This is a genomic window from Streptomyces sp. SAI-135 (genome assembly GCF_029893805.1).
In the GTDB taxonomy this organism is placed as follows: domain Bacteria; phylum Actinomycetota; class Actinomycetes; order Streptomycetales; family Streptomycetaceae; genus Streptomyces.
The window spans coordinates 7197828-7221033 of record NZ_JARXYP010000002.1 but is presented as its reverse complement, the minus strand read 5'-3'; the positions used below and the strand labels follow the sequence as shown (position 1 = coordinate 7221033).

Genomic DNA, 23206 nt, shown 5'->3' with positions numbered 1-23206 from the left:
CAATGGGCGGGTGGACGAGACTCTGGGCAGGGCGTTGCGCCGCTGGCGCGACCGGCTTTCCCCCACCGACGTCGGACGGCCCTCGCGGCCCGGCCGACGGGCGGCGGGGCTGCGCCGCGAGGAGCTCGCCGACCTCGCGGGGCTCTCGGTCGACTACGTGGTGCGGCTGGAGCAGGGGCGCGCCACGAGCCCTTCGGCGCAGGTCGTCGCGAGCCTGGCCAGGGCACTGCAACTGCAGCCCGTGGAGCGTGACCATGCCTACCGGCTGGCCGGCCTGCTGCCTCCCCAGGAGGGGACGATCTCCACGCATGTCCCGGCGGGGGTCCAGCGCATGCTGGCCCGCCTCGGGGAGTTCCCCGTGGGCGTGTTCAGCGCCGACTGGACCCTGCTGTCCTGGACCCCCTCGTGGGCGGCGCTCCTGGGCGATCCCGTCGCCCGGACGTCCGTCGAGCGAAACCTGGTGCGGTCGGTCTTCACCACCGGGCCCTCAGGTCTCGCCGCCTGGCCCGTGCTCCAGGACGGAGACGCCCTGGGCCCCGCCCTGGTCGCCGATCTGCGCACCGCCCTCGTCACCTACCCCCGCGACCGCGGCCTGGCCGACCTCGTCGAGGAACTGCGGTCCACCAGTGCGGAGTTCGCCCGGCTGTGGGACGAGGGCGCGGTCGGACCGCACGTCTCGGCGCGCAAGACCGTCGTGCACCCCCAGGTCGGCGAGGTGACCTGCGACTGCGACGTGCTCACCGTCCCGGGCTGCGACATCCGCCTCGTCGTCTACACGGTGGCCGCGGGTTCCGCCGACGCGGAGAAACTGGAGTTCCTCCGGGTCACGGGCGGCGTACGCGCCGACGGCTTCCGGTCGTTCTCCTCCTCCCCCACCTCCGGCGAGCCCCGGGACGAGTCGCCGTGAGGCACGGCGACCACACCCCGGCCGGCCGCGGGAGACCGGGGTCACAGTGTCGTTGCGGGCAAGGTCACAGCCGTGCCCCCTGCTGCTCCTTCGGCCGTCTGGCCTAGCATCCGAGCATGACGGTCCTGCCTGACGACGGGCTCTCGCTGGCCGCCGAGTTCCCTGACGCGAACCTTGATCAGTGGCACAGCCTGGTGGCGGGTGTCCTGCGCAAGTCGGGCAAGGAAGTCTCCGGCGCGGCAGCGGAGGACGCCCTGTCCACCGCGCTCGAGGACGGGCTGCGCACCCGTCCCCTGTACACGGCGCACGACACCGCACCCGACCCCGGCCTCCCCGGTTTCGCGCCCTTCGTGCGCGGCGCCCGCCCCGAGGGGAACACCACCGGCGGCTGGGACGTACGGCAGCGGCACGCGGTCGCCGACAACACCGCGGTGCTCACGGACCTGGAGAACGGTGTCACCTCGCTGTGGCTCGTCGTGGGCGAGGGCGGCATCCCGGTCGCCTCCCTCGGCCAGGTCCTCGACGGCGTCTACCTCGACCTCGCGCCGGTCGTCCTCGACGCGGGCGGCGACTTCGCCACCGCCGCGGACGCGTTGCTGCGCCTCTACGACGAGCGCGGCATCGCCGGCACGGCGGCGCGCGGCAGCCTCGGCGCCGACCCGCTCGGCCACGAGGCCCGTACCGGCGAGGCCTCGGACTTCGCGCCGGTGGTTCCCCTGGCACGCACGTGCGCCGAGAAGTACCCGGGGCTGCGGGCGCTGACCGTGGACGCGCTGCCGTACCACGAGGCCGGCGGTTCGGCCGCGCAGGAGCTGGGTGCCTCGATCGCCACCGGCGTCGCCTATCTGCGCGCACTGACCGAGGCCGGGATGGGCGTCGAACAGGCCTGTGCGCAGCTGGAGTTCCGGTACGCGGCGACGGCCGACCAGTTCCTCACGATCGCCAAGCTGCGAGCCGCGCGCCGGCTGTGGGCGCGGGTCGCCGAGGTGTGCGGGGCGCCCGGTGCCGGGGCGCAGGCGCAGCACGCCGTGGTGTCGCCGGTGATGATGACCCGCCGTGACCCGTGGGTGAACATGCTGCGCGCGACGATCGCCACCCTGGCCGCCGGGGTAGGCGGCGCGGAGGCCGTCACCGTGCTGCCCTTCGACCACGCGCTCGGCCTGCCGGACGCGTTCGCGCGCCGCATCGCCCGCAACACCTCGACGATCCTGGTCGAGGAGTCGCACCTGTCCCGGGTGATCGACCCGGCGGGCGGTTCCTGGTACGTGGAGCGGCTGACCGACGAACTCGCCGAGGCCGCCTGGCGGTTCTTCCGCACGATCGAACGCGACGGCGGCCAGGCGGCCGTCCTGCGCTCCGGCCGGCTCCGCACCGACCTGGCGACGACGTGGGCGCAGCGTTCCAAGAGGCTCGCCACCCGGCGCGAGCCCATCACCGGTGTCAGCGAGTTCCCGCACCTCGGCGAGAAGCCCGTGGAGCGCGCCCCCGCCCCGGAGGCCCGGACCGGCGGCCTGCCCCGGGTGCGGCGCGACGAGGCGTACGAGGAACTGCGCGCCCGCTCCGACGCCCACCTCGCGGCCACCGGGTCCCGGCCCCGCGTCTTCCTCGCCGCGCTCGGTCCGGCCGCCGCCCACACCGCGCGTCTGACCTTCGCCGCCAACCTCTTCCAGGCCGGCGGCATCGAGCCCGTCACCGACGGCACCTTCGAGGAGAGCGGCGCCACCGAGGCCTGTCTGTGCTCCAGCGACGCGCTGTACGAGGAGCAGGCCGACGACGTCGTACAGACCCTCAGGTCGGCGGGGGCGCGGCACGTGTTCCTCGCCGGGCGGCCGGGGCCGTACGAGGGCGTGGACTCCTACGTCTTCGCGGGCTGCGACGCCGTCGCCGTGCTCACCGCCACCCTCGACCGCATGGGAGTGTCCTGATGACCGCCCCCGCCGGCCCCTCCGTCCCCGACTTCACCGGGATCGAACTGGGCACCCCGGCCACCGACGGCGGCGCCGACGAGTGGCGTACGGCCGTGAAGCAGGCCACACAGGGGGACGGTCCGGTGTGGGAGACACCGGAGGGCATCGAGGTCAAGCCGCTCTACACCGGCGCCGACCTGGAGGGCCTGGACTTCCTGGAGACGTACCCGGGCACGGCCCCATACCTTCGCGGCCCGTACCCGACGATGTACGTCAACCAGCCCTGGACGATCCGCCAGTACGCGGGCTTCTCCACCGCCGAGGAGTCCAACGCCTTCTACCGGCGCAACCTCGCGGCCGGCCAGAAGGGCCTGTCGGTCGCCTTCGACCTGCCCACGCACCGCGGCTACGACAGCGACCACCCGCGCGTGACCGGTGACGTCGGCATGGCGGGCGTGGCCATCGACTCGATCTACGACATGCGGCAGCTGTTCGACGGGATCCCCCTCGACAGGATGTCCGTGTCGATGACGATGAACGGCGCCGTGCTGCCGGTGCTGGCGCTGTACATCGTGGCGGCGGAGGAACAGGGCGTGCCGCCCGAGAAGCTGGCCGGGACCATCCAGAACGACATCCTCAAGGAGTTCATGGTCCGCAACACCTACATCTACCCGCCGAAGCCGTCGATGCGGATCATCTCCGACATCTTCGCCTTCACCTCGCAGCGGATGCCGCGCTACAACTCCATCTCCATCTCCGGCTACCACATCCAGGAGGCGGGCGCGACCGCCGACCTGGAGCTGGCGTACACCCTGGCGGACGGTGTCGAGTACATCCGCGCGGGACGCGAAGTCGGCCTGGACGTGGACGCGTTCGCGCCCCGGCTGTCGTTCTTCTGGGCGATCGGCATGAACTTCTTCATGGAGATCGCCAAGCTGCGGGCGGCGCGGCTGCTGTGGGCCAAGCTGGTCAGGCAGTTCGACCCGCAGAACCCCAAGTCGCTGTCCCTGCGCACCCATTCGCAGACCTCCGGCTGGTCGCTGACCGCGCAGGACGTGTTCAACAACGTCACGCGCACCTGTGTCGAGGCGATGGCGGCGACCCAGGGCCACACGCAGTCGCTGCACACCAACGCCCTCGACGAGGCACTGGCGTTGCCCACCGACTTCTCCGCGCGCATCGCCCGCAACACCCAGCTGCTGCTCCAGCAGGAGTCGGGCACGACCCGGGTCATCGACCCGTGGGGCGGCAGCGCGTACGTGGAGCGGCTGACGTACGACCTCGCCCGCAAGGCCTGGCAGCACATCCAGGAGGTGGAGGCGGCGGGCGGCATGGCCAGGGCGATCGACGCCGGCATCCCCAAGCTGCGCATCGAGGAGGCCGCGGCCCGCACCCAGGCCCGTATCGACTCCGGCCGCCAGCCGGTGATCGGCGTCAACAAGTACCGGGTCGAGACCGACGAGGCGATCGAGGTCCTCAAGGTCGACAACTCCTCCGTGCGGGCCCAGCAGATCGAGAAGCTGCGGCGGCTGCGCGCGGAGCGGGACGAGACCGCGTGCCGGGACGCGCTGGACGCGCTGACCCGGGCCGCCGACGGCGAGGGCAACCTCCTGGAGCTTGCCGTGCGCGCGGCCCGCGCCAAGGCCACCGTCGGCGAGATCTCCGACGCCCTGGAGAAGGTGTACGGCCGGCACGCGAGCCAGATCCGTACGATCTCCGGCGTGTACCGCAACGAAGCAGGGGAGTCGCCCTCCGTGGACCGCACCCGTGCCCTGGTCGACGCCTTCGAGGAGGCCGAGGGCCGCCGGCCGCGCATCCTGGTCGCCAAGATGGGCCAGGACGGCCACGACCGCGGCCAGAAGGTGATCGCCACCGCCTTCGCCGACCTCGGCTTCGACGTCGACGTCGGCCCGCTGTTCCAGACCCCGGGCGAGGTGGCCCGCCAGGCCGTGGAGGCGGACGTGCACATCGTCGGCGTCTCCTCGCTGGCGGCCGGTCACCTCACCCTCGTACCGGCGCTGAAGGAGGCGCTGGCCGAGGAGGGCCGGGAGGACATCATGATCGTCGTCGGCGGGGTGATCCCCCCGCAGGACGTGCCCACGCTGCTGGAGATGGGCGCGGCGGCCGTCTTCCCGCCCGGGACGGTGATCCCGGACGCGGCCCACGACCTCGTCCGGCGGCTCTCGGCCGACCTCGGGCACGAGCTGTGATCGATGTCGACACCTATGTGAAGGGCGTCCTCGACGGGAAGCGCGCGCTGATCGCCCGCGCGATCACGCTCGTCGAGTCCACCCGGCCCCAGCACCGGGTGCTGGCGCAGGAGTTGCTCACCGAGCTGCTCCCGCACAGCGGCCGCGCCCGGCGGATCGGCGTCAGCGGGGTGCCGGGCGTGGGCAAGTCGACGTTCATCGACGCGTTCGGCACCCTGCTCACCTCGCTGGGACACCGGGTGGCCGTGCTCGCCGTGGACCCGTCCTCCAGCCGCACCGGCGGCTCGATCCTCGGCGACAAGACCCGGATGGAGCGCCTGGCCGTCGACCCGGCTGCCTTCGTCCGGCCCTCCCCCACCGCGGGCACGCTCGGCGGGGTGGCCAAGGCGACCCGGGAGTCGATCGTGGTGATGGAGGCGGCGGGCTACGACGTCGTCCTCGTCGAGACCGTGGGCGTCGGCCAGTCGGAGACCGCCGTCGCCAACATGGTCGACTCCTTCCTGCTGCTCACCCTGGCCCGCACCGGTGACCAGTTGCAGGGCATCAAGAAGGGGGTGCTGGAGCTGGCCGACGTGATCGCCGTGAACAAGGCGGACGGCCCGCACCAGCGGGACGCGCAGGCGGCGGCACGGGAGTTGGCGGGCGCGCTGCGCCTGATGCACGGCAAGGACGCGGCCTGGACCCCGCCCGTGCTGAGCTGCAGCGCACGTGAGTCGACCGGCCTGGACACCGTATGGGAGCGCCTCGAACAGCACCGCACCCTGCTCGACTCCACGGGCCGGCTCGCCGCCAAACGCCGTGACCAGCAGGTCGACTGGACCTGGTCCATGGTCCGTGACGAGCTCCTCGGCCGGCTGCACGCCGACCCGGCCGTCCGCGCCCTCGCTCCCGAGCTCGAACAGCGGGTCAGGAACGGTGAGTTGACGGCCACGCTCGCCGCCGAACGCATCCTGGGGGCGTTCGGCACGGACACGGGCTGACCCTCGCGACAGGGCTCGCCCACGAGGTCGTCGGCGACCTCGGCCATGTGGTCGGCCCCGCACCGGGGTTGACGCACCGGGCGCGGGAGGTCGTGCCGACGGCCACGGCAACCGCGCCATCGCCGACGCCCTGTACCTCGGCGAGGAGGTTCACGCGGCTGCCGAAGGCTGGGCCCGCCGGTCCGGCCGCGCCCCGTCGTCGGTCGCCGTCGCCGCGGACGTCCCCCGCACCTTGGCGACGGCCACCGCCAGCTGCCGCTGCACCCGCTCCGGCACCGGGTCCCCGTGGACGGCGCCCATCAGGTCCTCGGCGAGGTGGTGCATCTTGGTGTTGGTGTTCTGGGAGGCGGTGACGAGCACCGTCCAGGCGTCCTCGGCGCTCAGCCCGAAGGAGGCCATGACGATCCCGCGGGCCACGTCGATGGCCGGCCGGGTGCGCATCGCCCGGCGCAACTGGTCGACCTCCACCCGCAGTTCCCGGTCGACGTCCATGGGCCGGGGCTGTTCCTCGGCGTCGGGGAGGGGCCCGGGTCCGGCGGCCGGGGCCGCGCCGACGGGGCCGCCGGTGTGTTCGGTGACGAACAGCTCCCGCGCCCCGGTCAGGTCGAGCAGGCGTCCGACGGTCGGGCTGCACGCCCGGACGGTGACCGTCTTGCCGTGGTCGAGGGCCTGCCGGCGCAGGTCCAGCAGGACGTTGAGACCGGCGCAGTCGCAGAACCCGACCTCGTCGAGATCCAGGTCCACCCCGGTGGCCGAGCGGTCGAGGGCGGCGTACAGCTCGGTCTGGAGCTCCTGGGCTCCGATGTCGAACTCACCGCGACAGGCGACGACGGTGCGTTCCCCTGCCACCACCGTCCTGATCGTGGCCAGACACGGGGGGCGCGCGTCCAGCATGGTGAGGGGCTGCGCAGAGTGCGCAGGTTCCGACATGGCCCTCTCCCTCAAGTGCTCGGCGGGTGTCTCTGTCCCTCAGATTCGCCTCTGCCGACAACATACGTCAACCAATACATGAAACCAAGTTCCGGTTTTTGAATGCGTGAATGTTCGGTCGCTAGACTGCTGCCATGGATGGAGTGCCCGAGTCCCACACCGGATGGACGTTCGTCACCAACCACGCAAGAGTGCTGGCCGCGATCGCCGACAACCCCAGCACCCGGATCCGCGACATCGCCGCGCACTGCCGGCTCACCGAACGCGCCGTGCAGAAGATCATTTCCGATCTCGAGCAGGACGGCTACCTCTCCCACGTACGGGAGGGGCGCAGCAACACGTACCGGATCGATCCGGGCAAGGTGCTGCGCCACCCCGCCGAGGCCGGCCTGACGGTGGCGGCACTGCTGTCCCTGCTCGTCCAGGACGAGCAGGGCCGCAACCCGCTCCCCGACAGCCGCAGCCGCACCCCGGCCTGACGCCCGCCAGGGGGCTGCCTGCCCCCACTGACGTCCGGCCGCTTCGGTGACAAACGCTTTCCAGCGTGGCGGGCGGTGGGATCCGAGTCGTATACAGGGCAACCATCCATGCCCGACCGCCGACTCCCCGGCCTTCCGACGACGCCACGCGGCCTGATCCGGGACGGCGACGGCGGCCGCCGGCCCGTCTGTGCACGGGGGCACCCGGTCAGGCCGCCGCGCCGAACCACCTGGGCAGGTGGCCCAGCAGTTCGCGCTGGTCCTCGCCGGCCCACGCCACGTGACCGTCCGGCCGCAGCAGGACCGCGGGCACGTCCAGCTCCGCACCGGCGTCCACGACGTGGTCGACCCGGTCCGCCCAGCCCGCCACCGAGAACCGGCCGGTACGGTCGAGCAGGAGTCCCCGGCCGCCGTGCATCAGCTCGTACAGGCGGCCACGCTTCAGCGTGAGGTCCCGCAGGCGTCGGCCGAGCAGATCATGGCCCGCGCCGAAGTCGTAGCGGATCCCGATTCCGGTGATCCTCTCGACCAGGTGGCGGTTCACGTCCTCGAACTGCGTGAGCTCCGCCAGCAGTCCGCACACCGACCGCGGTCCGGGTTCGGAGGACATCAGCAGGGACTGGGCGCGGACGATGTCCAGCACGGCCGCGGCCACCGGGTGCCGCTCGGTGTGGTAGCTGTCCAGCAGCCCCTCGGGGGCCCGGCCGGTGACCTCGGCGGCCAGTTTCCAGCCGAGGTTGAAGGCGTCCTGGATACCTAGGTTGAGACCCTGGCCGCCCACCGGGGCGTGGACGTGCGCCGCGTCGCCCGCCAGCAGCACCCGGCCCACCCGGTAGCGCTCGGCCTGCCGGGACGCGTCACCGAAGCGGGACAGCCAACGCGGCGTGTGCACACCGAAGTCGGTGCCGGCGACCGCCCGGAGCCGCCGCCTGAAGTCGTCGAGGGTCGGGGCGACCGTGCGGTCCTCGCTGACGTCCCCTGCGGGCACCACGACGCGGTACACGCCGTTGCCGACGGGCCCGAGGCCGAACCACTGCTCCCGCCGCCGGACTTCGGTCGTCACGGCGGTCACCGTCTCCTGGTCCGCAGCCACCTCCATCTCGCCCAGCAGCGCCTCCCGCGTGGCCGGTTCGCCGGGGAAGCCGACCCCGAGCAGCTTGCGCACGGTGCTGCGGCCACCGTCGCAGCCGACGAGAAAGCGGCAGCGCAGCCGTGTACGGTCGGCCAGTTCGACGCTCACACCGTCCTCGTCCTGGCTCAGCCCGACCAGCTCGCCGCCCCGCCGGACCTCGGCACCGACCTCCACGGCGTGCTCGGCCAGCAGGCGGTCCGTGACGGTCTGCGGGATGGCCAGCGTGTAGGCGTGCGCGGTGTCGATCCGGTCGGGCCAGCCCCTGGTGACGCCCGCGAAGAAGGTGCCCGTTCGGGACTGCTTCCCGTGCGCGAGGAACCGCTCCAGCAGACCGCGCTGGTCCAGCACCTCGACACTGCGCACATGGAGGCCGAGCGCGCGGATGTACGGGACGGGCTCCCGCTCCTTCTCCAGCACCACCACCCGCACCCCGTGCAGCCGCAGTTCGGCCGCGAGCATCAGTCCGGTCGGTCCGCCGCCGACGACGATCACGTCGATCATCGGATTCCCCCTCCCTGGTCCGGACGGCGATTGTGCGGCACGACGGGGATCTTGCCGCAAGGCCCCCCGTGGGCTGTACGTTGAAGAGGGCGAGGCGAGCGGTGATCCTCGCCCTCGGTCCTGTACGTCCTGGTTCAGGGCGGCTGGAGATACCGCGCCAGCAGGTCGTCCAGCGTGACCATTCCCGTGAGCCTGCCGGCCGCGTCCCGTACGACCGCCAGGGACGCCCGGTTGCGGCGCAGGAGGTCGATCGCATCGGCGACCGTGGTGTCCTCCGTCAGCTCCGGAACCGGGCGGGCCAGGCTGCGGGCGGTGCCGGTGCGACCCTGGGCACGGGCGACCAGGGCGTCACGGGCGTGCAGCGAGCCGAGCACGAGCTCGCCCTCGCGGACCAGCATGCGGGTGCGGTCGTGGTCGGCGGCCGTGCGCAGGACGGCGTCGAGGTCCGCGGAGCCCGGCACCGAGGTGATCTCGGCGGCCGGGATCCGGAGGTCGCCGACCGGGGTCTCGGGCTCGGTGAGCGAGCGGGTGAGCAGCTGAGAGTCAGCCTCGCTCGGGCCGGGCGGAGTCCGTCGGTGTGGCGGACACGGGCTTGCTCCTTCGGTAGTGATGTGCGCTGTGTGCACGGCCGGCACGGAAGCGGCGTTCCCCAGATCTACCAGCCGGGCGGCGGGGCCGCCCGGCGGTCACAGGGCGGTGGGCGCCGGCCCGACCAGCTCGGTGAGGACGTCCTCCATGGTCACGAATCCGAGGACGACCCCCGTCTGTCCCGTCACCGCCGCCAGATGGCTCCCGTCGGCGCGCAGCGCGGTGAGTGTGTCGTCCAGCGGCGTGTCGATGCGGACCCGGGTGACGGGGTGCAGGGCGGATCGCGGGAAGGGCCGGTCCCGGTCGGTGACGCCGAGGGTGTCCTTGATGTGCAGATAGCCCAGCAGGGTGCTGTCCGGGCCGGTGACGGGGAAGCGTGAGTAGCCCGCCTCGGCGGCGACCCGCTCCAGGCGGGCCGGGGTGACCGAGGCGTCGACGGTCCGCATCTTCGGGACCGGCACGAGGATCTCCCCGACCGGCCGGGTGCCCAGCTCCAGGGCGTCCTGGAGCCGCTCGCCGTCGGCGGGCGAGAGCAGTCCGGCCTCGCCGGCCTCGACGACCATCCGGGCGAGCTGGTCGTCGGTGAACACCGACTCCACCTCGTCCTTGGGCTCGACCCGCAGCAGCCTCAGCAGGGCGTTGGCGAAGGCGTTGATGCCGAACACCAAGGGCCGCAGCGCGCGCGTGAGGGCCACGAGCGGCGGTCCGAGCAGCAGCGCGGTCGGCACGGGGGCCGCGAGGGCGATGTTCTTCGGGACCATCTCGCCGATCAGCATGTGCAGATAGGTGGCCAGCGACAGGGCGATCACGAAGGCGATGGGGTGGACCAGGCCGTCCGGGACGCGGGCCGCCTCGAAGCCGGGCTCCAGCAGATGCGCGATGGCCGGTTCGGCGACCGCGCCGAGCACCAGGGAGGAGACGGTGATGCCGAGCTGGGCGGTGGCCATCATCGCGGAGAGGTGCTCCAGGCCCCACAGGGTCATCCGGGCCCGCTTGTGGCCCGCACGCGCGCGGGGCTCGATCTGACTTCGGCGCACGGAGATCAGCGCGAACTCGCCGCCCACGAAGAAGGCGTTGGTCAGGAGCGTCAGGGCGCCGACGAGCAGCTGGACGGTGGTCATCGTGCCTCCTGCCGGGCCTGGACGGGCACCCGCGCGGGTCCGGTGATCCGGATCAGGCCGGCGCGGTGGTGGTCGACGTCCAGGACCTCCAGACGCCAGCCGTCGAGGTCCAGGTCGTCGCCCTTGGCGGGGATGCGGGCGAGGCGGGTGGCGATCAGCCCGGCCACCGTCTCGTACGGCCCCTCGGGCGCGGTGAGGCCTATCCGGGCGAGCTGGTCCACGCGCACGGACCCCTCCGCCTCCCAGGCCCGCTCCCCGGCGGGCCGCAGGTCGGGCATCTCCTCGGGGTCGTGCTCGTCGCGGACCTCACCGACGACCTCCTCGACGATGTCCTCGACCGTGGCCACGCCCGCGGTGCCGCCGTACTCGTCGATGACGACGGCCATGGTGCGGCCGGCGCGCATCCGCTCCAGGAGCCGGTCGGCGGGGAGGCTGTCCGGGACCAGCAGGGGCGCGGTGGCCAGTTCGGTGACCGGGGTGGCGGCCCGCGTCCCGGGTTCCAGGGCGAGCACGTCACGGATGTGCACGGTGCCGATGACCTCGTCCAGGCTGTCCCGGTAGACCGGGAAGCGGGACAGGCCGGTGGCGTGGGTGAGGTTGGCGGCGTCGGCGGCGGTCGCGTGGGCTTCGAGGGCCTTGACGTCCACGCGCGGGGTCATGACGTTCTCCGCGGTCAGCTCGCCCAGGTGCAGGGTGCGGACGAACAGTTCGGCGGAGTCGGCCTCCAGGGCGCCCTCGGCGGCCGAGCGCTCGGCGAGCGCGACGAGCTCCTCGGGTCCGCGGGCGGAGGCGAGTTCCTCGGCGGGCTCCAGGCCGAAGCGCCGTACGACACGGTTCGCGGTGTCGTTGAGATGGCGGATGAACGGGCCGAAGAGCGCGGTGAAGGCGCTCTGCGGTCCGGCGACCACCTTGGCGACGGCCAGCGGACGGGAGATCGCCCAGTTCTTCGGCACCAGTTCGCCGACCACCATCAGCACGACGGTGGACAGGGCCACGCCCAGCGCGGTCGCCACCGGAGCGGCCGCCGCGCCCAGGCCGGCGGCCTTGAGCGGGCCCTTGAGGAGCGCGGCGAGGGAGGGTTCGGCGAGCATGCCGATCACCAGCGAGGTGACCGTGATGCCGAGCTGGGCGCCGGAGAGCTGGAAGGTCAGCCGGCGTACGGCCTTCAGGGCGCCCTCGGCGCCGCGCTCACCGGCCTCGGCGGCCCGCTCCAGGTCACCGCGCTCGACGGTGGTCAGGGAGAACTCGGCGGCGACGAAGACGGCGCAGGCCAGGGTGAGGAGCAGCGCCGACACCAGGAGCAGGGTCTCGGTCACGGGGTCACCCCCGCCTGCCTGGTCGGGCGGCACGGGGCGGGGCTGGTACTGGGAGGCTCACCCATTGCGGGACTGTGGCTCCTTCTGTCGGGGCGGGTCGCACCAATAGTAAAGGACAGGCAAAGCAATCGACAGGGGTGCCCTCGCGCCCGGGGTACGCTGCCGGTCCGGCGGGCATCTCGTCCGACTCCGGCGTCACCCTGACGGAGGCCTTCCCATGTTCGGACTGAGCGAGCTCGCGATCATCCTGATCGTCGTCATAGCGGTCATCGCCGTGAAGAAGGGCCCGGAACTGGTCCGTACGGCGGGCAGGTCGACGCGCATCCTCAAGGCGGAGGCCCGCGCGGCGCGGGAGGACCGGCCGGAGGGCCAGGTCATCCAGGGAGAGGTCCTGCGGCCCGGGGCCGCCGAGGGCACCGAGCAGGGGCCCGGCGCCCGCTGAACCGGCCGGCACCCGCACGCGCTCCGCGGTTTCCCTGCCGACCGGCCGCGTGATGATCCATGATGAGCGGGCCATGCACCTGCCGGCCACGACCACGCGCGCGCCGCTGCCCGTCCTGCGGGCCGCGGTGTTCGCCGTCGTCGGCACCGTGCTCGGGGTCGGTGCCCACCAGCTGCTCGCCGAGGGCCCGCTGCCCTGGGGGCGGGGTGCCGCCGCGACGGCCGTGCTCTTCGCGGTGGGGCTGATCGGTGTGCAGCGGCCCAGGCGTCTGGCGACGGTCGTCGCGTGCAGCGTCGCGGGGCAGTCCGGGCTGCACCTGTGGCTCACCCTCACGACGGCCGCGCGTCACCCCGGCGGACATGTGCACGACGGCCACTGGGCATGGCACGAGCGGTTCCACGGCTCCCTGGCCATGACGGCGGCCCACGCACTGGTCGCCGCGCTCGTGGCCGTCCTGCTGCACCGCGCGGACGCGGTCTGCTGGAGGGTGGCCCGCGGGGTGACGGCGACGCTCGACGCGGTACGGCACCGACTGGCCGCCGCCCGGGCGCTGTTCGCCCGCCCCGTGTCCCCGGCACCGGCGGCCGCGGGGCCGGTCGTACCGGCGCGTGACGAACGGCCGCTCACCGCGCGGCCGTTGCCGGCGCACCCGGTGGTGCGGCGGGGTCCTCCGGCGGCGAGCACAGCCCTCGCCCACTGACCCCACGGGGACGCCGTGCCGGCCCACGCCGGAGGGCCGCCCCGCCGTACCGCCCTGCCTGGAGACCACCATGTCCCGTATCCCTCTGTCCCGGCTGTCCGTCGCGGTGGCCGCGACCGCGGCCGCCGTACTCCTGACCGCCGTACCGGCCGCCGCCCACACCGAGGTCGAGGCCGACAAGGCCCAGGCCCTCGCCGAGAACGTCACCGTCTCCTTCCACGCCGAGGCCGAGTCCGACACCTCCGGGATCAAGGAAGTGCGAGTGGTCCTGCCCGCGGGCATCACCCCGGCCGACGTCAGTTACGGCAAGGGCCCCGAGGGCTGGAAGTTCAGCACGACCGACGACGGCTACGCCGTCGGGGGCAAGGAGCTGAAGACCGGCGAGAGCGCCGAGTACTCCGTCGTCGTACGGCAGTTGCCCGACGCGGAGGAGGTGCCCTTCAAGACCCTCCAGACCTACGGCGACGGGCACGTCGACCGCTGGATCGAGCTGGACGAGAACGGGGAGAACCCGGCGCCGGTCCTGAAGCTGAAGGCGGCGGCACCGGGCGCGAAGGCAGTCGGCCCCTCGCCGAGCGCCTCCGCGAGCCCGGCCCCGACCGCCGTGGAGACGACGCCCGGGACCTCCCCGCAGGCCGCCGGCACCACCAAGAACGACGAGGGCGGCCTGTCCGCGGCCGCGTGGACCGGGATCGGCGCGGGTCTCCTCGTGGCGGTCGCCGCGGTGGTCCTCGCGGTACGGCGGCGGGGCGGCACCGGGGAGTAGGCGCACACGGTCCGGGGGTTTACCGCCGCACCCGGTCCGGGGGTTTACCGCCGCACCCGGTCCGGGGGTTTTCCGCCGCGCCCCGGATGAATCCCCCGTCTCCGGGTAGGCCAGCCACACGGCGTACCCGGAGATGGAGTGCCATGACCTGCGCGAACTCCCCCGCACGGCACGGGACCTGGGCGGTGGCCCTGGCTGTCGCCGCCCTCGTCCTCACCGGGGCCTGCGACGACGGCGGCAGTGACGAGGGGGCCTCCCGGACGGGCCGGCCCTCCGCGACCGGCTCGCCGCCCCCGACCACGGCCGGGGGCTCCCCCTCGCCCTCCGCCTCCCCGACACCGACGGCGACCGCCCCCGCGGACCCGGAGCGGGCGGAGCAGGACATCCGGCAGGCGTGGACGGTCCTGTTCGACCCGAAGTCCTCCCTGGACCAGCGCAGTGACGCCGTCGAGGACGGCGACGAGAACGCCCTGATGATCGACAACCTCTTCCGCGACCCGATCGGCAGCACGTTGCGCGCCGAGGTGACGTCCGTTGCGTACACCTCGGACGCGGACGCCGTGGTGGCCTACGACCTCGCGCGCGAGGACCGTCGGCTGGACACCGGCGGCCCGGGGGCGGCCGTACTCCAGGACGGGAGGTGGAAGGTCGCCCTGGGCACGGTCTGCGCGCTGACGCGGCACGCCGAGGACGCGCCCGAGGCGCCGAGCTGTGCGACGGCATCGCCCAGTCCCACCGGAACAGGTCGTTGAGTCCCGTCCGGGAGAGCCGTCGTGATCATCGCGACACGGATGAGAGGCCCACTGTGCTGAACGGTCGGCGGTGCCGGGCCGTACCTGGGATGGACGATGTCCGCGCACAGCCGTGGCACAGCCCTCTCTAGGATGAGCCCGATGATCAGCTCCGAGCAGCCCACCGCGCGTCCGCCCCTGTGGCGGGCGCTGCTGTTGCTCGGGCTGCTCGTGGGAGTGCTGGGCATGCACGCCCTGGCCCCCGGTGGTGGCATGGGCGGGCACGAGGGCAGGTCGGCGCACAGGACGACGTCGGCCGCCGTCGTCGCCGACGCGGTCTGTCACGACGGCTGCGGCTCGGGTCGTCCCCACCACGCCGACGCGACCTGCGTGTCGGGGGCCGTGAGCGGCGGGCCGGTGCTGCCCGCGCTCGTGCCCGACCCGTCGGGCACCTGCCTCGGCACGGTCGGCCTGCGCGCCCGGACGGCCGTGTCCCGGGAAGGCTCCCGCGCACCGCCCTCCCTCGCGGAACTCCAGCTCCTGCGGATCTAGACACGGCGTGCTCCGCCACGTCCAGATCCCTTTCACAGCACAGGAGTTCCAGCATGCGCACCACCCGTACCCTGATCCGCCGTGCCTGTCTCGCGGCGGTCGCCGTGAGCGCCGCCCTCACCCTCACGGCCTGCGGCGGCGACAGCGACGACTCGGCGTCCGCGAAGACCTCGGCGTCCGCGAATGCGTCCGCGCAGTCATCGGCCGACGCCCACAACGACCAGGACGTCTCCTTCGCTCAGGGCATGATCCCGCACCACCAGCAGGCCGTGGAGATGGCCGGCATGGTCGACGGCCGCGCCTCCTCCGCCGAGGTCAAGGACCTGGCCGCCCGGATCGAGAAGGCGCAGGGCCCGGAGATCGAGACCATGACCGGCTGGCTGAAGACCTGGGGCGAGCAGGTCCCCGAGACGATGCCCGGCATGGACCACTCGGCGCACTCCGGCATGGCCGGGATGATGACCGGCGCCGACATGGAGAAGTTGAAGAAGGCGTCCGGCAAGGACTTCGACACCATGTTCCTGACCATGATGGTCGAGCACCACGAGGGTGCCGTCGAGATGGCCACCACCGAGAAGGCCAAGGGCGAGTCCCCGGCCGCCACGGCCATGGCCGGTGACATCATCACCGCGCAGAACGCCGAGATCAGCGAGATGAAGAAGCTCCTCGGCGAGAACTGACCCGCTCGCATGACGGTCGTGGTGCCCCGTGCCGCCCGGCACGGGGCACCACCACGTTCGGACGCAGGCGTTGACGAGGGCATGACGTACCCCTATCTTCACCTCTACCTTGACCGAAGTTACGAACCTTGTTCGACATCACGAACATAGGTGGGGGCGCGCCTCGTCCCGACGACCTGTTCTGGAGAAGTCCCTTGAGACGCACCGCAGTTCGGCTGCTCCTGGCCCTGTTCACGGTTCTCGCCACCACCTTGGCCGGCCCCGGCGGCACCGCGCACGCCGCCGTGCCCGACTCCCCCGCCGTGACCTACACCAACCCGATCGCCGAGAAGCGGGCCGACCCGCACATCTTCAGGCACACCGACGGCTACTACTACTTCACCGCGACCGTCCCCGAGTACGACCGGATCGTGCTGCGCCGGGCGACCACCCTCCAGGGGCTGTCGACGGCGGCCGAGACCACGATCTGGACCAAGCACTCCAGCGGGGTCATGGGCGCGCACATCTGGGCGCCGGAGATCCACTCCATCGACGGCAAGTGGTACGTGTACTTCGCCGCCGGGTCCACCAGTGACGTCTGGGCGATCCGGATGTACGTCCTCGAAGGCACCGGCGCCAACCCGCTGACCGCCTCCTGGACCGAGAAGGGCCAGATCAGGACCCAGTGGGAGAGCTTCTCACTGGACGCGACGACCTTCACCGTGAACGGCGTGCGCTATCTGGCGTGGGCGCAGCGCAACCCGTCGGAGGACAACAACACCAGCCTGTTCCTCGCGCGGATGTCCAACCCCTGGACGATTCAGGGGACTCCGGCCGAACTGTCCCGGCCCACGCTGTCCTGGGAGACGGTCGGTTACAAGGTCAACGAGGGCCCGGCGCTGATCCAGCACGGCGGCAAGGTCTTCATGACGTACTCGGCGAGCGCGACGGACGCCAACTACTGCCTGGGCATGCTCACCGCGTCCGCGACGGCCGACCTGACCGACCCGGCGTCCTGGACGAAGAGCCAGAGCCCGGTGTTCCGGACCAGCGCGGCGACCTCGCAGTACGGGCCGGGCCACAACTCCTTCACCGTCTCCGAGGACGGGAGGTCGGACGTCCTCGTCTACCACGACCGCGGCTACAAGGACATCAGCGGCGACCCGCTGAACGACCCGAACCGCCGTACCCGCGTGCAGAAGGTCTACTGGAAGGCGGACGGCACCCCGGACTTCGGCATCCCGGTCGCCGACGGTGTCACCCCGAAGCGCTTCTCGTCGTACAACTTCGCGGACCGGTTCGTCCGGCACTGGGAGTACCGGGCGAGGATCGAGGCGAACGTGTCGCCGCTGGCCGACTCGCAGTTCCGGGTCGTCACCGGTCTCGCCGGCAGCGGCACGGTCTCCCTGGAGTCGGCCAATCTGCCCGGTTACTACCTGCGTCACAGGAACTTCGAGGTGTGGGTGGAGAAGAACGACGGGTCGACGGCGTTCGCCTCCGACGCGAGCTTCCTCCAGCGGGCCGGACTCGCCGACCCGGCGGGAGTCTCGTACGAGTCCGCCAACTACCCGGGCCGCTATGTCCGGCACTACGACTACCTGTTGTACGTGCAGGCCCCGGGCACCGCCACCGACAGGGCGGACGCGACCTTCTACGCCCAGTGAGCGCACGGTGTCGCGGGTCCTTCTCCGGGCACTAGGAGAAGGACCCTTCGGATCCGCGAGGAGCGACAGTGACGACAGGGCGACTCCCCGATCACGAACAGCGCATTCTGGACGAGGTGGAACGCGCCCTGCGCCGCGACCGCCGTCTGGAACGCCGGTTGCGCACCGGAAGGCTGCGCCGACGGCCGGACCTTTCCCGGGCGACGCACTACCGGCCGCACGTAATGACCGTGGGCCTGCTGCTCACTGTCTCGATCACGCTCATGGTGACGGGCATCGTCACCTCGCGGCCCGCGGTGATCTGGGCCTTCGCGGCCGTGTGGCCCCTGGCCCTGTTCGCGGTGTTCCGTCTCCTGTGCCGCTGGACGGAACCCTGAGCCTCACGCCTCGCCGTTTCCGAAGGCCGCCTCGATGGGCCGCTCGTCGACCAGGACCCGCCCCTGCGGCGGCCCGGCCAGCAGCGCGCGTACGGCGGTCAGGACGTCCGGCGCCACATGACCGGCCCGTGCCGTCTCCTGCGGCCCGGTCCGCTCGTCCGGTACGAGGATCCCGTGGGCGCCCACGCGGGCCGCGGCCTCGGCGTCCGCGGCGGTGCCCACGACCGCGCACTCGGCGGGCCCGGTGCACACCCGGCCCGCCGCCCACAGGAGCAGGCCCGGTTCGGGCGGACGGCAGTGACAGCCGTCCTGCGGTCCGTGCGGGCACACTCCCCAGATGTCGAAGGGGCCGAGCAGTTCGTCGACACGCCGGTTGACGGCCCGCACGTCGGCGTCGCCGAGTCCGCCGTGCCCGATGCCCGGTTCCACGGCGACGAACCCGGTGCGGACGCCGTGCAGACGCAGCATGCCGAGCGCCTCACGGGCGCCGGGAGCCGCACGCACCCGGCCGGGGTCGGACGGGTTCCCGGCGAGGATGCTGTCCCGGTCGAACAGCACCGTGCGCACGCGCGTCATGCGGCCACCTCCCGGCTCTCGTGTGCGCTGCTTCCCCTTGGCGGGTAACCGCGGGGGGCCGGTCCATGCGGTCGGGACGCGGTCCACCGAGCCGAGTGGTGGCGGCGGGGCGCACGGTACGCCGCTGCCGAAGCCGGACTGCCCCAAGTATGTGAGACCCCTTTGAAATCCCCGCTGAGCAGGCCGGATTCCCTAGGATCGGCTCGTGGTCACCTTCCTCCTCGAACGCACCGCCCCGCTCTCCCAGGACGAGGCCTGGCGCCGCCTCACGGACTGGCCCCGCCACGGCGAGTCCGTCCCGCTGACGCGCGTCACCGCCGTGCCGCCGGGGCCGACGGCCGAGGGCACGCTCGTCGTCGCCCGCTCGGGGGTGGGCCCGCTCGGCTTCGACGACCCCATGGAGGTCACGGTCTGGCGCCCGCCGACGGAGGGCGTCTCCGGTCTGTGCCGTCTGGAGAAGCGCGGCCGGGTGGTGCGGGGCTGGGCCGAACTGGAGGTGCACCCGGGCCCCGGCGGCCGGGCCCGGGTGATCTGGCGGGAGCAGTTGCAGGTTCCCCTGTTCCCGGCGCCCTTGCTCGGCGCTGCGGCCCGTTCGGTGTTCGGACGGACGCTGAACCGGCTGCTGCGGGGCAGCTGACGGACGTGCAACAGTGGGCGCCATGACGGCGGTTGACGGCACGGCGGTACGGGTGGACGAGGTCGAGGGGCTCGCGGTGGACGGGCTGCGGTGGCTGGTGTCCGCCGCGAGGGAGACCGCGGACGGCGGGCTCGCCTGGCCGTCCGATCCCTCGCAGGAGGTGACCGACCCGACCCTGTACAACGGCACGGCCGGGATCGTCGCCGTACTCCTGGAGGCGTGGCGGCACTTCGGCGACGACTCCTACGCCGACCTCGCGCTCCGCGCGGGCCGCGGTGTGGCCGCCGCCGTCGACGGCCACGGGGACGACTCGCTCTACTTCGGCCGGTCCGGCATGGCCCTGGTCCTGCACACCCTGGGCGAGCAACTCGGCGACAGCGCCTGCGGTACGGCGGCCGACCGCGCGACGGCCCTCGTGCGGGCGCACTTCGACGGGGAGCGCTGGGGCGAGCTCTTCGAGCTGATGGGCGGCAACGGCGGGATCGGCCTGGCCGCCCTCGCGGTCGGCGACCCGGAATTCGCCGTCCTGGCGGTGGAGCCCTACCTGCGGGCGGCCGAGCACACCCCGTGGGGCGTCACCTGGGCCTGGCGCCCCGGCCGGGACGCCCGCATGCACCACATGTCCCACGGCACGCTGGGCATCGCCTACGCCCTCGCCCGGATCGGCCACGCGAGCGGCCGTGCCGACCTGGTCGACCTGGCGCTGGCGGGGGTCGCGGACGTCGTGGCCCGTGACGAGGGCGGCCCGGAGGGCTTCCTGGTCCGGCACTCCACTCCGCAGCACCTCCCGGACCTCATCGAGCCGATCAGCTACGGCTGGTGCCACGGCCCCACCGGCGACGCGCAGATCTTCCGGCTGCTGCGCGACACCCATGGCGACCCGGCCTGGTCCGCCCTCGCCGACCGCTGCTGGCACACGGTCACCCGCTCCGGACTCCCCCAGCGGCTGCGGCCCGGGTTCTGGGACAACAACGGCCGCTGCTGCGGCACGGCGGGCGTCCTCGCCCTGGCCTGCGACCGCGTCGCCGAAGGAACCGCGCGGTCGCAGGCGTACGACTTCGCGCGGACCCTCGTCGCCGACCTCGCCGCCCGCGCGGTCCGGGACGCCGACGGCGCCCGCTGGTCCAACGTCGAGCACCGGGCCACCCCGAGCGTGCTGGTGCCCCGCACCGACTGGGCGCAGGGCGGTGCGGGCATCGTGCGTGAGCTGCTGCGGTTCGTCCGGCTGAGCCGGGGCGGCGATCCGCGCTACGCCTTCACGTGGCCGGACCAGCCGCAGGTGTCCGCTCAGGCCACCGACCCGATCCGCCGGGCCGGTGCCGACGTCTCGTCGTGATGGATCGGCGTGTGCGCGCCGGTGAGGGAGACACCGCTGCCGCCCCGCCGCGCCGCGACGATCTCGGCGGCGATGGACAGGGCCGTCTCCTCGGGCGTACGGGCGCCGAGGTCCAGGCCGATGGGTGAGTGCAGCCGCGCCAGCTCCCGTTCGGTCACGCCGACCTCGCGCAGGCGTTCGTTGCGGTCGAGGTGGGTGCGGCGGGAGCCCATGGCGCCCACGTAGGCGACCGGGAGCCTGAGGGCCAGTTGCAACAGGGGGACGTCGAACTTGGCGTCGTGGGTGAGGACGCACAGGACCGTCCGGGCGTCGACCTCCGTGCGCTCCAGGTACCGGTGCGGCCACTCGACGACTACCTCGTCGGCCTCCGGGAAGCGCGCCTCGGTCGCGAAGACGGGTCGCGCGTCGCACACGGTGACCCGGTGGCCGAGGAACTTCCCGATCCGCACCAGTGCCGACGCGAAGTCGATGGCGCCGAAGACGATCATCCGGGGCGGTGGCACCGAGGACTCCACGAGCACGGTGAGCGGGGCGCCGCAGCGCGAGCCCTGCTCACCGATCTCCAGGGTGCCGGTGCGGCCCGCGTCCAGGAAGGCGCCGGCCTCGGCGGCCACCGTGCGGTCCAGTTCGGGGTGGGCGCCGAAGCCGCCGTAGGAGCTGTCCGGCCGTACGACGAGCGTGCGGCCGAGGAGTTCGTCCGGTCCGGAGACGATCCGCGCCAGCGCCGTCGCCCGGCCCCGCGCCGCCGCTTCGAGGGCGGCCGCGACGACCGGGCGGTCGCGGTCGCCGGCGCGGACCGGGGTGACGAGGATGTCGATGACTCCGCCGCAGGTGAGGCCGACGGCGAAGGCGTCCTCGTCGCTGTAGCCGAAGCGCTCCAGGACCGACTCCCCGCCCTTGAGGGCCTGTTGGCACAGCTCGTACACCGCGCCTTCCACGCAGCCGCCGGAGACCGAGCCGATCGCCGTGCCGTCGGCGTCCACCGCGAGGGCGGCGCCGGGCCGGCGGGGCGCGCTGCCGCCGACGGCCACCACGGTGGCCACGGCGAAGTCGCGTCCCTGCTCGACCCACCGGTGCAGCTCGTCGGCGATGTCCAGCATGTCTCGGTCTCCTTCACAGCGGTTGCGTACAGGTGCGTCCGGACGGCTAGTGCACGCCCATCCAGCTCTCGATCGGGTTGAGGGCGTAGTACACCAGGAAGATCGCCGTCAGTCCCCACATGAAGGCGCCGATCTCGCGCGCCTTGCTCTGCGCGACCTTGATCGCGACGTAGGAGATGACGCCCGCGGCGACGCCCGCGGTGATCGAGTAGGTGAACGGCATGATCACGACGGTCAGGAAGACCGGGATCGCGGTGGCGCGGTCGGCCCAGTCGACATGGCGGGCGTTCATCATCATCATGGCGCCGATGACCACGAGGGCCGCGGCGGCCACCTCGCCCGGCACGATGGCCGTCAGCGGGGTGAAGAAGAGACAGGCCGCGAAGAACAGGCCGGTGACCACGGAGGACAGGCCGGTTCGGGCACCCTCGCCGACGCCGGTGGCCGACTCGACGAACACGGTCTGCCCGGAGGCGCCGGCCACTCCGCCGATCGCGCCGCCCGCGCCGTCGATGAACAGCGCCTTCGACAGGCCCGGCATCCGGCCCTGTTCGTCGGCGAGCTTCGCCTCGGTGCCGACGCCGATGATGGTGGCCATCGCGTCGAAGAACCCGGCGAGCACCAGCGTGAACACGATCATGCCGACCGTCATCGCGCCGACCTCGCCCCAGCCGCCGAACTCGACCTTGCCGAAGATGGAGAAGTCCGGCATGGAGACCGCGCTGCCGTGCAGTTCGGGTGCTCCGCTCGCCCACTGCTTCGGGTCGACGGCCCCGGCCGCGTTGAGGACGACGGCCAGTACGGTCCCGCCGAGGATGCCGATCAGGATCGCGCCGGGGACGCCCCGCGCCTGGAGCATGAAGATGGCGAGGAGGGTGAGGGCGAACAACAGGACGGGCCAGCCCGCGAGTTCGCCCGTCGGGCCGAGGGTCACCGGGGTGGCCTTGCCCTGGTGGACGAAGCCGGCCTTGTAGAAGCCGATCAGGGCGACGAACAGTCCGATGCCCATGGTGATCGCGTGCTTGAGGGCCAGCGGGATCGCGTTCATGATCATCTCGCGCAGGCCGGTGACGACCAGCAGCATGATGACCACGCCGTACATCACGCACATGCCCATCGCCTGCGGCCAGGTCATCGCGGGCGCGACCTGCGAGGAGAGCACTCCGGAGACGGAGAGACCGGCGGCGAGGGCCAGCGGCACCTTGCCGAAGAAGCCCATCAGGAGCGTGGTGAGGGCCGCCGCGAACGCGGTCGCGGTGATGAGCGCCTTCTGGCCGAGCGTGTCCCCCGCCACGTCCTTGCCGGACAGGATCAGCGGGTTGAGCAGGAGGATGTACGCCATCGCCATGAAGGTGGTGACGCCACCGCGCAGTTCACGCGCGACGGTGGATCCTCGCCGGGATATGTGGAAGTACCGGTCGAGCCAGGACCTGCCGGCCGGGACGCGGGTGCCTTCTCCCGCGTCGTCGGCGGTGGTCGCTGGCTCCAGTTGCTGCTGGGTCATGTGGGCCTACTCCCAAGGTTCACAGGGGCACCCGTGCGAACCGCCTCGGCGGTCACGGGATTTGGGAAGGTGCTGCGGCCGCACGACCCGG

General features: G+C 72.6%; 22 protein-coding genes and 1 pseudogene. 15 read left to right on the top strand and 8 right to left on the bottom strand.

Features of this window, described 5'->3' with window-relative positions; all coding sequences use genetic code 11:
• The first annotated feature begins 10 nt into the window (after positions 1-10).
• From M2163_RS37055 to meaB, 4 genes are all read left to right on the top strand, one after another.
• Complete coding sequence (locus tag M2163_RS37055) at positions 11-907, top strand: helix-turn-helix transcriptional regulator (protein WP_280848546.1); 897 nt, start codon at positions 11-13, stop codon at positions 905-907.
• 116 nt (positions 908-1023) lie between these two features.
• Complete coding sequence (locus M2163_RS37050) at positions 1024-2832, top strand: methylmalonyl-CoA mutase subunit beta (protein ID WP_280848547.1); 1809 nt, start codon at positions 1024-1026, stop codon at positions 2830-2832.
• A complete protein-coding gene (scpA, locus tag M2163_RS37045) occupies positions 2832-5024 on the top strand; it encodes a methylmalonyl-CoA mutase (protein ID WP_280848548.1) in 2193 nt (730 codons plus the stop codon). The genes M2163_RS37050 and scpA overlap by 1 nt, the downstream gene beginning before the upstream one ends.
• Entirely contained in the window at positions 5021-6004 is a 984-nt protein-coding gene (gene meaB / locus M2163_RS37040; protein WP_280848549.1) for a methylmalonyl Co-A mutase-associated GTPase MeaB, read from the top strand. Before scpA ends, meaB begins: the two co-directional genes overlap by 4 nt.
• Positions 6005-6154: 150 nt before the next feature.
• Here meaB and M2163_RS37035 read toward each other — a convergent pair whose 3' ends face one another.
• Positions 6155-6934 (bottom strand): ANTAR domain-containing protein, encoded by a 780-nt coding sequence (locus M2163_RS37035; protein ID WP_280848550.1) that lies wholly within the window; start codon positions 6932-6934, stop codon positions 6155-6157.
• A gap of 134 nt (positions 6935-7068) precedes the next feature.
• Between M2163_RS37035 and M2163_RS37030 the strand changes: the two genes are divergently transcribed.
• Complete coding sequence (locus M2163_RS37030) at positions 7069-7413, top strand: helix-turn-helix domain-containing protein (RefSeq protein WP_280848551.1); 345 nt, start codon at positions 7069-7071, stop codon at positions 7411-7413.
• 208 nt (positions 7414-7621) lie between these two features.
• On the opposite strand, the gene rox is transcribed toward M2163_RS37030, so the two are convergent.
• The 4 genes and pseudogenes from rox to M2163_RS37010 all read right to left on the bottom strand — a co-directional run bounded on the left by rox (position 7622) and on the right by M2163_RS37010 (position 12071).
• The gene (gene rox, locus M2163_RS37025) at positions 7622-9046 is read right to left on the bottom strand and encodes a rifampin monooxygenase (protein ID WP_280848552.1); all 1425 of its coding nucleotides are present in this window, start codon (positions 9044-9046) and stop codon (positions 7622-7624) included.
• A 134-nt stretch (positions 9047-9180) separates the two neighbouring features.
• Positions 9181-9600: pseudogene (locus M2163_RS37020) on the bottom strand (CBS domain-containing protein); the annotation flags it as partial.
• Between the two features lie 132 nt (positions 9601-9732).
• The gene (locus M2163_RS37015) at positions 9733-10755 is read right to left on the bottom strand and encodes a hemolysin family protein (RefSeq protein ID WP_280848554.1); all 1023 of its coding nucleotides are present in this window, start codon (positions 10753-10755) and stop codon (positions 9733-9735) included.
• Positions 10752-12071: a hemolysin family protein gene (locus M2163_RS37010; protein ID WP_280848555.1), complete on the bottom strand. Its 1320-nt coding sequence runs from the start codon at positions 12069-12071 to the stop codon at positions 10752-10754. Before M2163_RS37010 ends, M2163_RS37015 begins: the two co-directional genes overlap by 4 nt.
• A 217-nt stretch (positions 12072-12288) precedes the next feature.
• Between M2163_RS37010 and M2163_RS37005 the strand changes: the two genes are divergently transcribed.
• The 8 genes from M2163_RS37005 (at position 12289) to M2163_RS36970 (ending at position 17962) form a co-directional block, all read left to right on the top strand.
• On the top strand, positions 12289-12513 hold the full coding sequence (locus tag M2163_RS37005; protein WP_280848556.1) for a twin-arginine translocase TatA/TatE family subunit: 225 nt from the start codon (positions 12289-12291) through the stop codon (positions 12511-12513).
• A 73-nt stretch (positions 12514-12586) separates the two neighbouring features.
• Positions 12587-13213 carry a hypothetical protein gene (locus M2163_RS37000; protein WP_280848557.1) on the top strand — a complete coding sequence of 209 codons (627 nt, stop codon included), beginning with the start codon at positions 12587-12589 and terminating at the stop codon, positions 13211-13213.
• Between the two features lie 70 nt (positions 13214-13283).
• Positions 13284-13979, top strand: coding sequence for a DUF1775 domain-containing protein (locus M2163_RS36995; RefSeq protein WP_280896165.1), 696 nt, complete (start codon positions 13284-13286; stop codon positions 13977-13979).
• Between the two features lie 143 nt (positions 13980-14122).
• Positions 14123-14731, top strand: a complete 609-nt coding sequence (locus M2163_RS36990; RefSeq protein WP_280848558.1) for a hypothetical protein — start codon at positions 14123-14125, stop codon at positions 14729-14731.
• 141 nt (positions 14732-14872) lie between these two features.
• Positions 14873-15262: a DUF6153 family protein gene (locus M2163_RS36985; RefSeq protein ID WP_280848559.1), complete on the top strand. Its 390-nt coding sequence runs from the start codon at positions 14873-14875 to the stop codon at positions 15260-15262.
• Between the two features lie 53 nt (positions 15263-15315).
• On the top strand, positions 15316-15942 hold the full coding sequence (locus M2163_RS36980) for a DUF305 domain-containing protein (RefSeq protein ID WP_280896164.1): 627 nt from the start codon (positions 15316-15318) through the stop codon (positions 15940-15942).
• 251 nt (positions 15943-16193) lie between these two features.
• Positions 16194-17585: a family 43 glycosylhydrolase gene (locus M2163_RS36975; RefSeq protein ID WP_280897372.1), complete on the top strand. Its 1392-nt coding sequence runs from the start codon at positions 16194-16196 to the stop codon at positions 17583-17585.
• Positions 17586-17653: 68 nt separating this feature from the next.
• Entirely contained in the window at positions 17654-17962 is a 309-nt protein-coding gene (locus tag M2163_RS36970; RefSeq protein ID WP_280896163.1) for a DUF3040 domain-containing protein, read from the top strand.
• Between the two features lie 3 nt (positions 17963-17965).
• Here M2163_RS36970 and M2163_RS36965 read toward each other — a convergent pair whose 3' ends face one another.
• Positions 17966-18538 carry an HAD-IIIA family hydrolase gene (locus M2163_RS36965; RefSeq protein WP_280848562.1) on the bottom strand — a complete coding sequence of 191 codons (573 nt, stop codon included), beginning with the start codon at positions 18536-18538 and terminating at the stop codon, positions 17966-17968.
• A gap of 205 nt (positions 18539-18743) precedes the next feature.
• Here M2163_RS36965 and M2163_RS36960 point away from each other — a divergent pair, with 205 nt between their 5' ends.
• Both M2163_RS36960 and M2163_RS36955 read left to right on the top strand, forming a co-directional pair.
• Entirely contained in the window at positions 18744-19175 is a 432-nt protein-coding gene (locus tag M2163_RS36960; protein ID WP_280848563.1) for an SRPBCC family protein, read from the top strand.
• A gap of 22 nt (positions 19176-19197) precedes the next feature.
• Positions 19198-20511 carry a lanthionine synthetase LanC family protein gene (locus tag M2163_RS36955; protein ID WP_280896162.1) on the top strand — a complete coding sequence of 438 codons (1314 nt, stop codon included), beginning with the start codon at positions 19198-19200 and terminating at the stop codon, positions 20509-20511.
• Here the strand turns inward: M2163_RS36955 and M2163_RS36950 are convergent.
• On the bottom strand, positions 20463-21611 hold the full coding sequence (locus tag M2163_RS36950; RefSeq protein ID WP_280896161.1) for an XdhC/CoxI family protein: 1149 nt from the start codon (positions 21609-21611) through the stop codon (positions 20463-20465). The genes M2163_RS36955 and M2163_RS36950 overlap by 49 nt on opposite strands.
• Before the next feature lie 46 nt (positions 21612-21657).
• Positions 21658-23115 (bottom strand): NCS2 family permease, encoded by a 1458-nt coding sequence (locus tag M2163_RS36945; RefSeq protein WP_280848566.1) that lies wholly within the window; start codon positions 23113-23115, stop codon positions 21658-21660.
• Positions 23116-23206 lie beyond the last annotated feature (91 nt).

Bases quoted from the DNA above. Each gene is read 5' to 3' on its own strand.
- M2163_RS37015 (WP_280848554.1), bottom strand. From the start codon at position 10,755: ATGACCACCGTCCAGCTGCTCGTCGGCGCCCTGACGCTCCTGACCAAC.
- M2163_RS36985 (WP_280848559.1), top strand. From the start codon at position 14,873: ATGATCAGCTCCGAGCAGCCCACCGCGCGTCCGCCCCTGTGGCGGGCG.
- M2163_RS37000 (WP_280848557.1), top strand. From the start codon at position 12,587: ATGCACCTGCCGGCCACGACCACGCGCGCGCCGCTGCCCGTCCTGCGG.
- M2163_RS37030 (WP_280848551.1), top strand. From the start codon at position 7,069: ATGGATGGAGTGCCCGAGTCCCACACCGGATGGACGTTCGTCACCAAC.
- M2163_RS36950 (WP_280896161.1), bottom strand. From the start codon at position 21,611: ATGCTGGACATCGCCGACGAGCTGCACCGGTGGGTCGAGCAGGGACGC.
- M2163_RS36955 (WP_280896162.1), top strand. From the start codon at position 19,198: ATGACGGCGGTTGACGGCACGGCGGTACGGGTGGACGAGGTCGAGGGG.
- M2163_RS37005 (WP_280848556.1), top strand. From the start codon at position 12,289: ATGTTCGGACTGAGCGAGCTCGCGATCATCCTGATCGTCGTCATAGCG.
- M2163_RS37035 (WP_280848550.1), bottom strand. From the start codon at position 6,934: ATGTCGGAACCTGCGCACTCTGCGCAGCCCCTCACCATGCTGGACGCG.
- M2163_RS37050 (WP_280848547.1), top strand. From the start codon at position 1,024: ATGACGGTCCTGCCTGACGACGGGCTCTCGCTGGCCGCCGAGTTCCCT.
- M2163_RS36945 (WP_280848566.1), bottom strand. From the start codon at position 23,115: ATGACCCAGCAGCAACTGGAGCCAGCGACCACCGCCGACGACGCGGGA.
- M2163_RS36990 (WP_280848558.1), top strand. From the start codon at position 14,123: ATGACCTGCGCGAACTCCCCCGCACGGCACGGGACCTGGGCGGTGGCC.
- rox (WP_280848552.1), bottom strand. From the start codon at position 9,046: ATGATCGACGTGATCGTCGTCGGCGGCGGACCGACCGGACTGATGCTC.
- M2163_RS36995 (WP_280896165.1), top strand. From the start codon at position 13,284: ATGTCCCGTATCCCTCTGTCCCGGCTGTCCGTCGCGGTGGCCGCGACC.
- scpA (WP_280848548.1), top strand. From the start codon at position 2,832: ATGACCGCCCCCGCCGGCCCCTCCGTCCCCGACTTCACCGGGATCGAA.
- M2163_RS36980 (WP_280896164.1), top strand. From the start codon at position 15,316: ATGCGCACCACCCGTACCCTGATCCGCCGTGCCTGTCTCGCGGCGGTC.
- M2163_RS36965 (WP_280848562.1), bottom strand. From the start codon at position 18,538: ATGACGCGCGTGCGCACGGTGCTGTTCGACCGGGACAGCATCCTCGCC.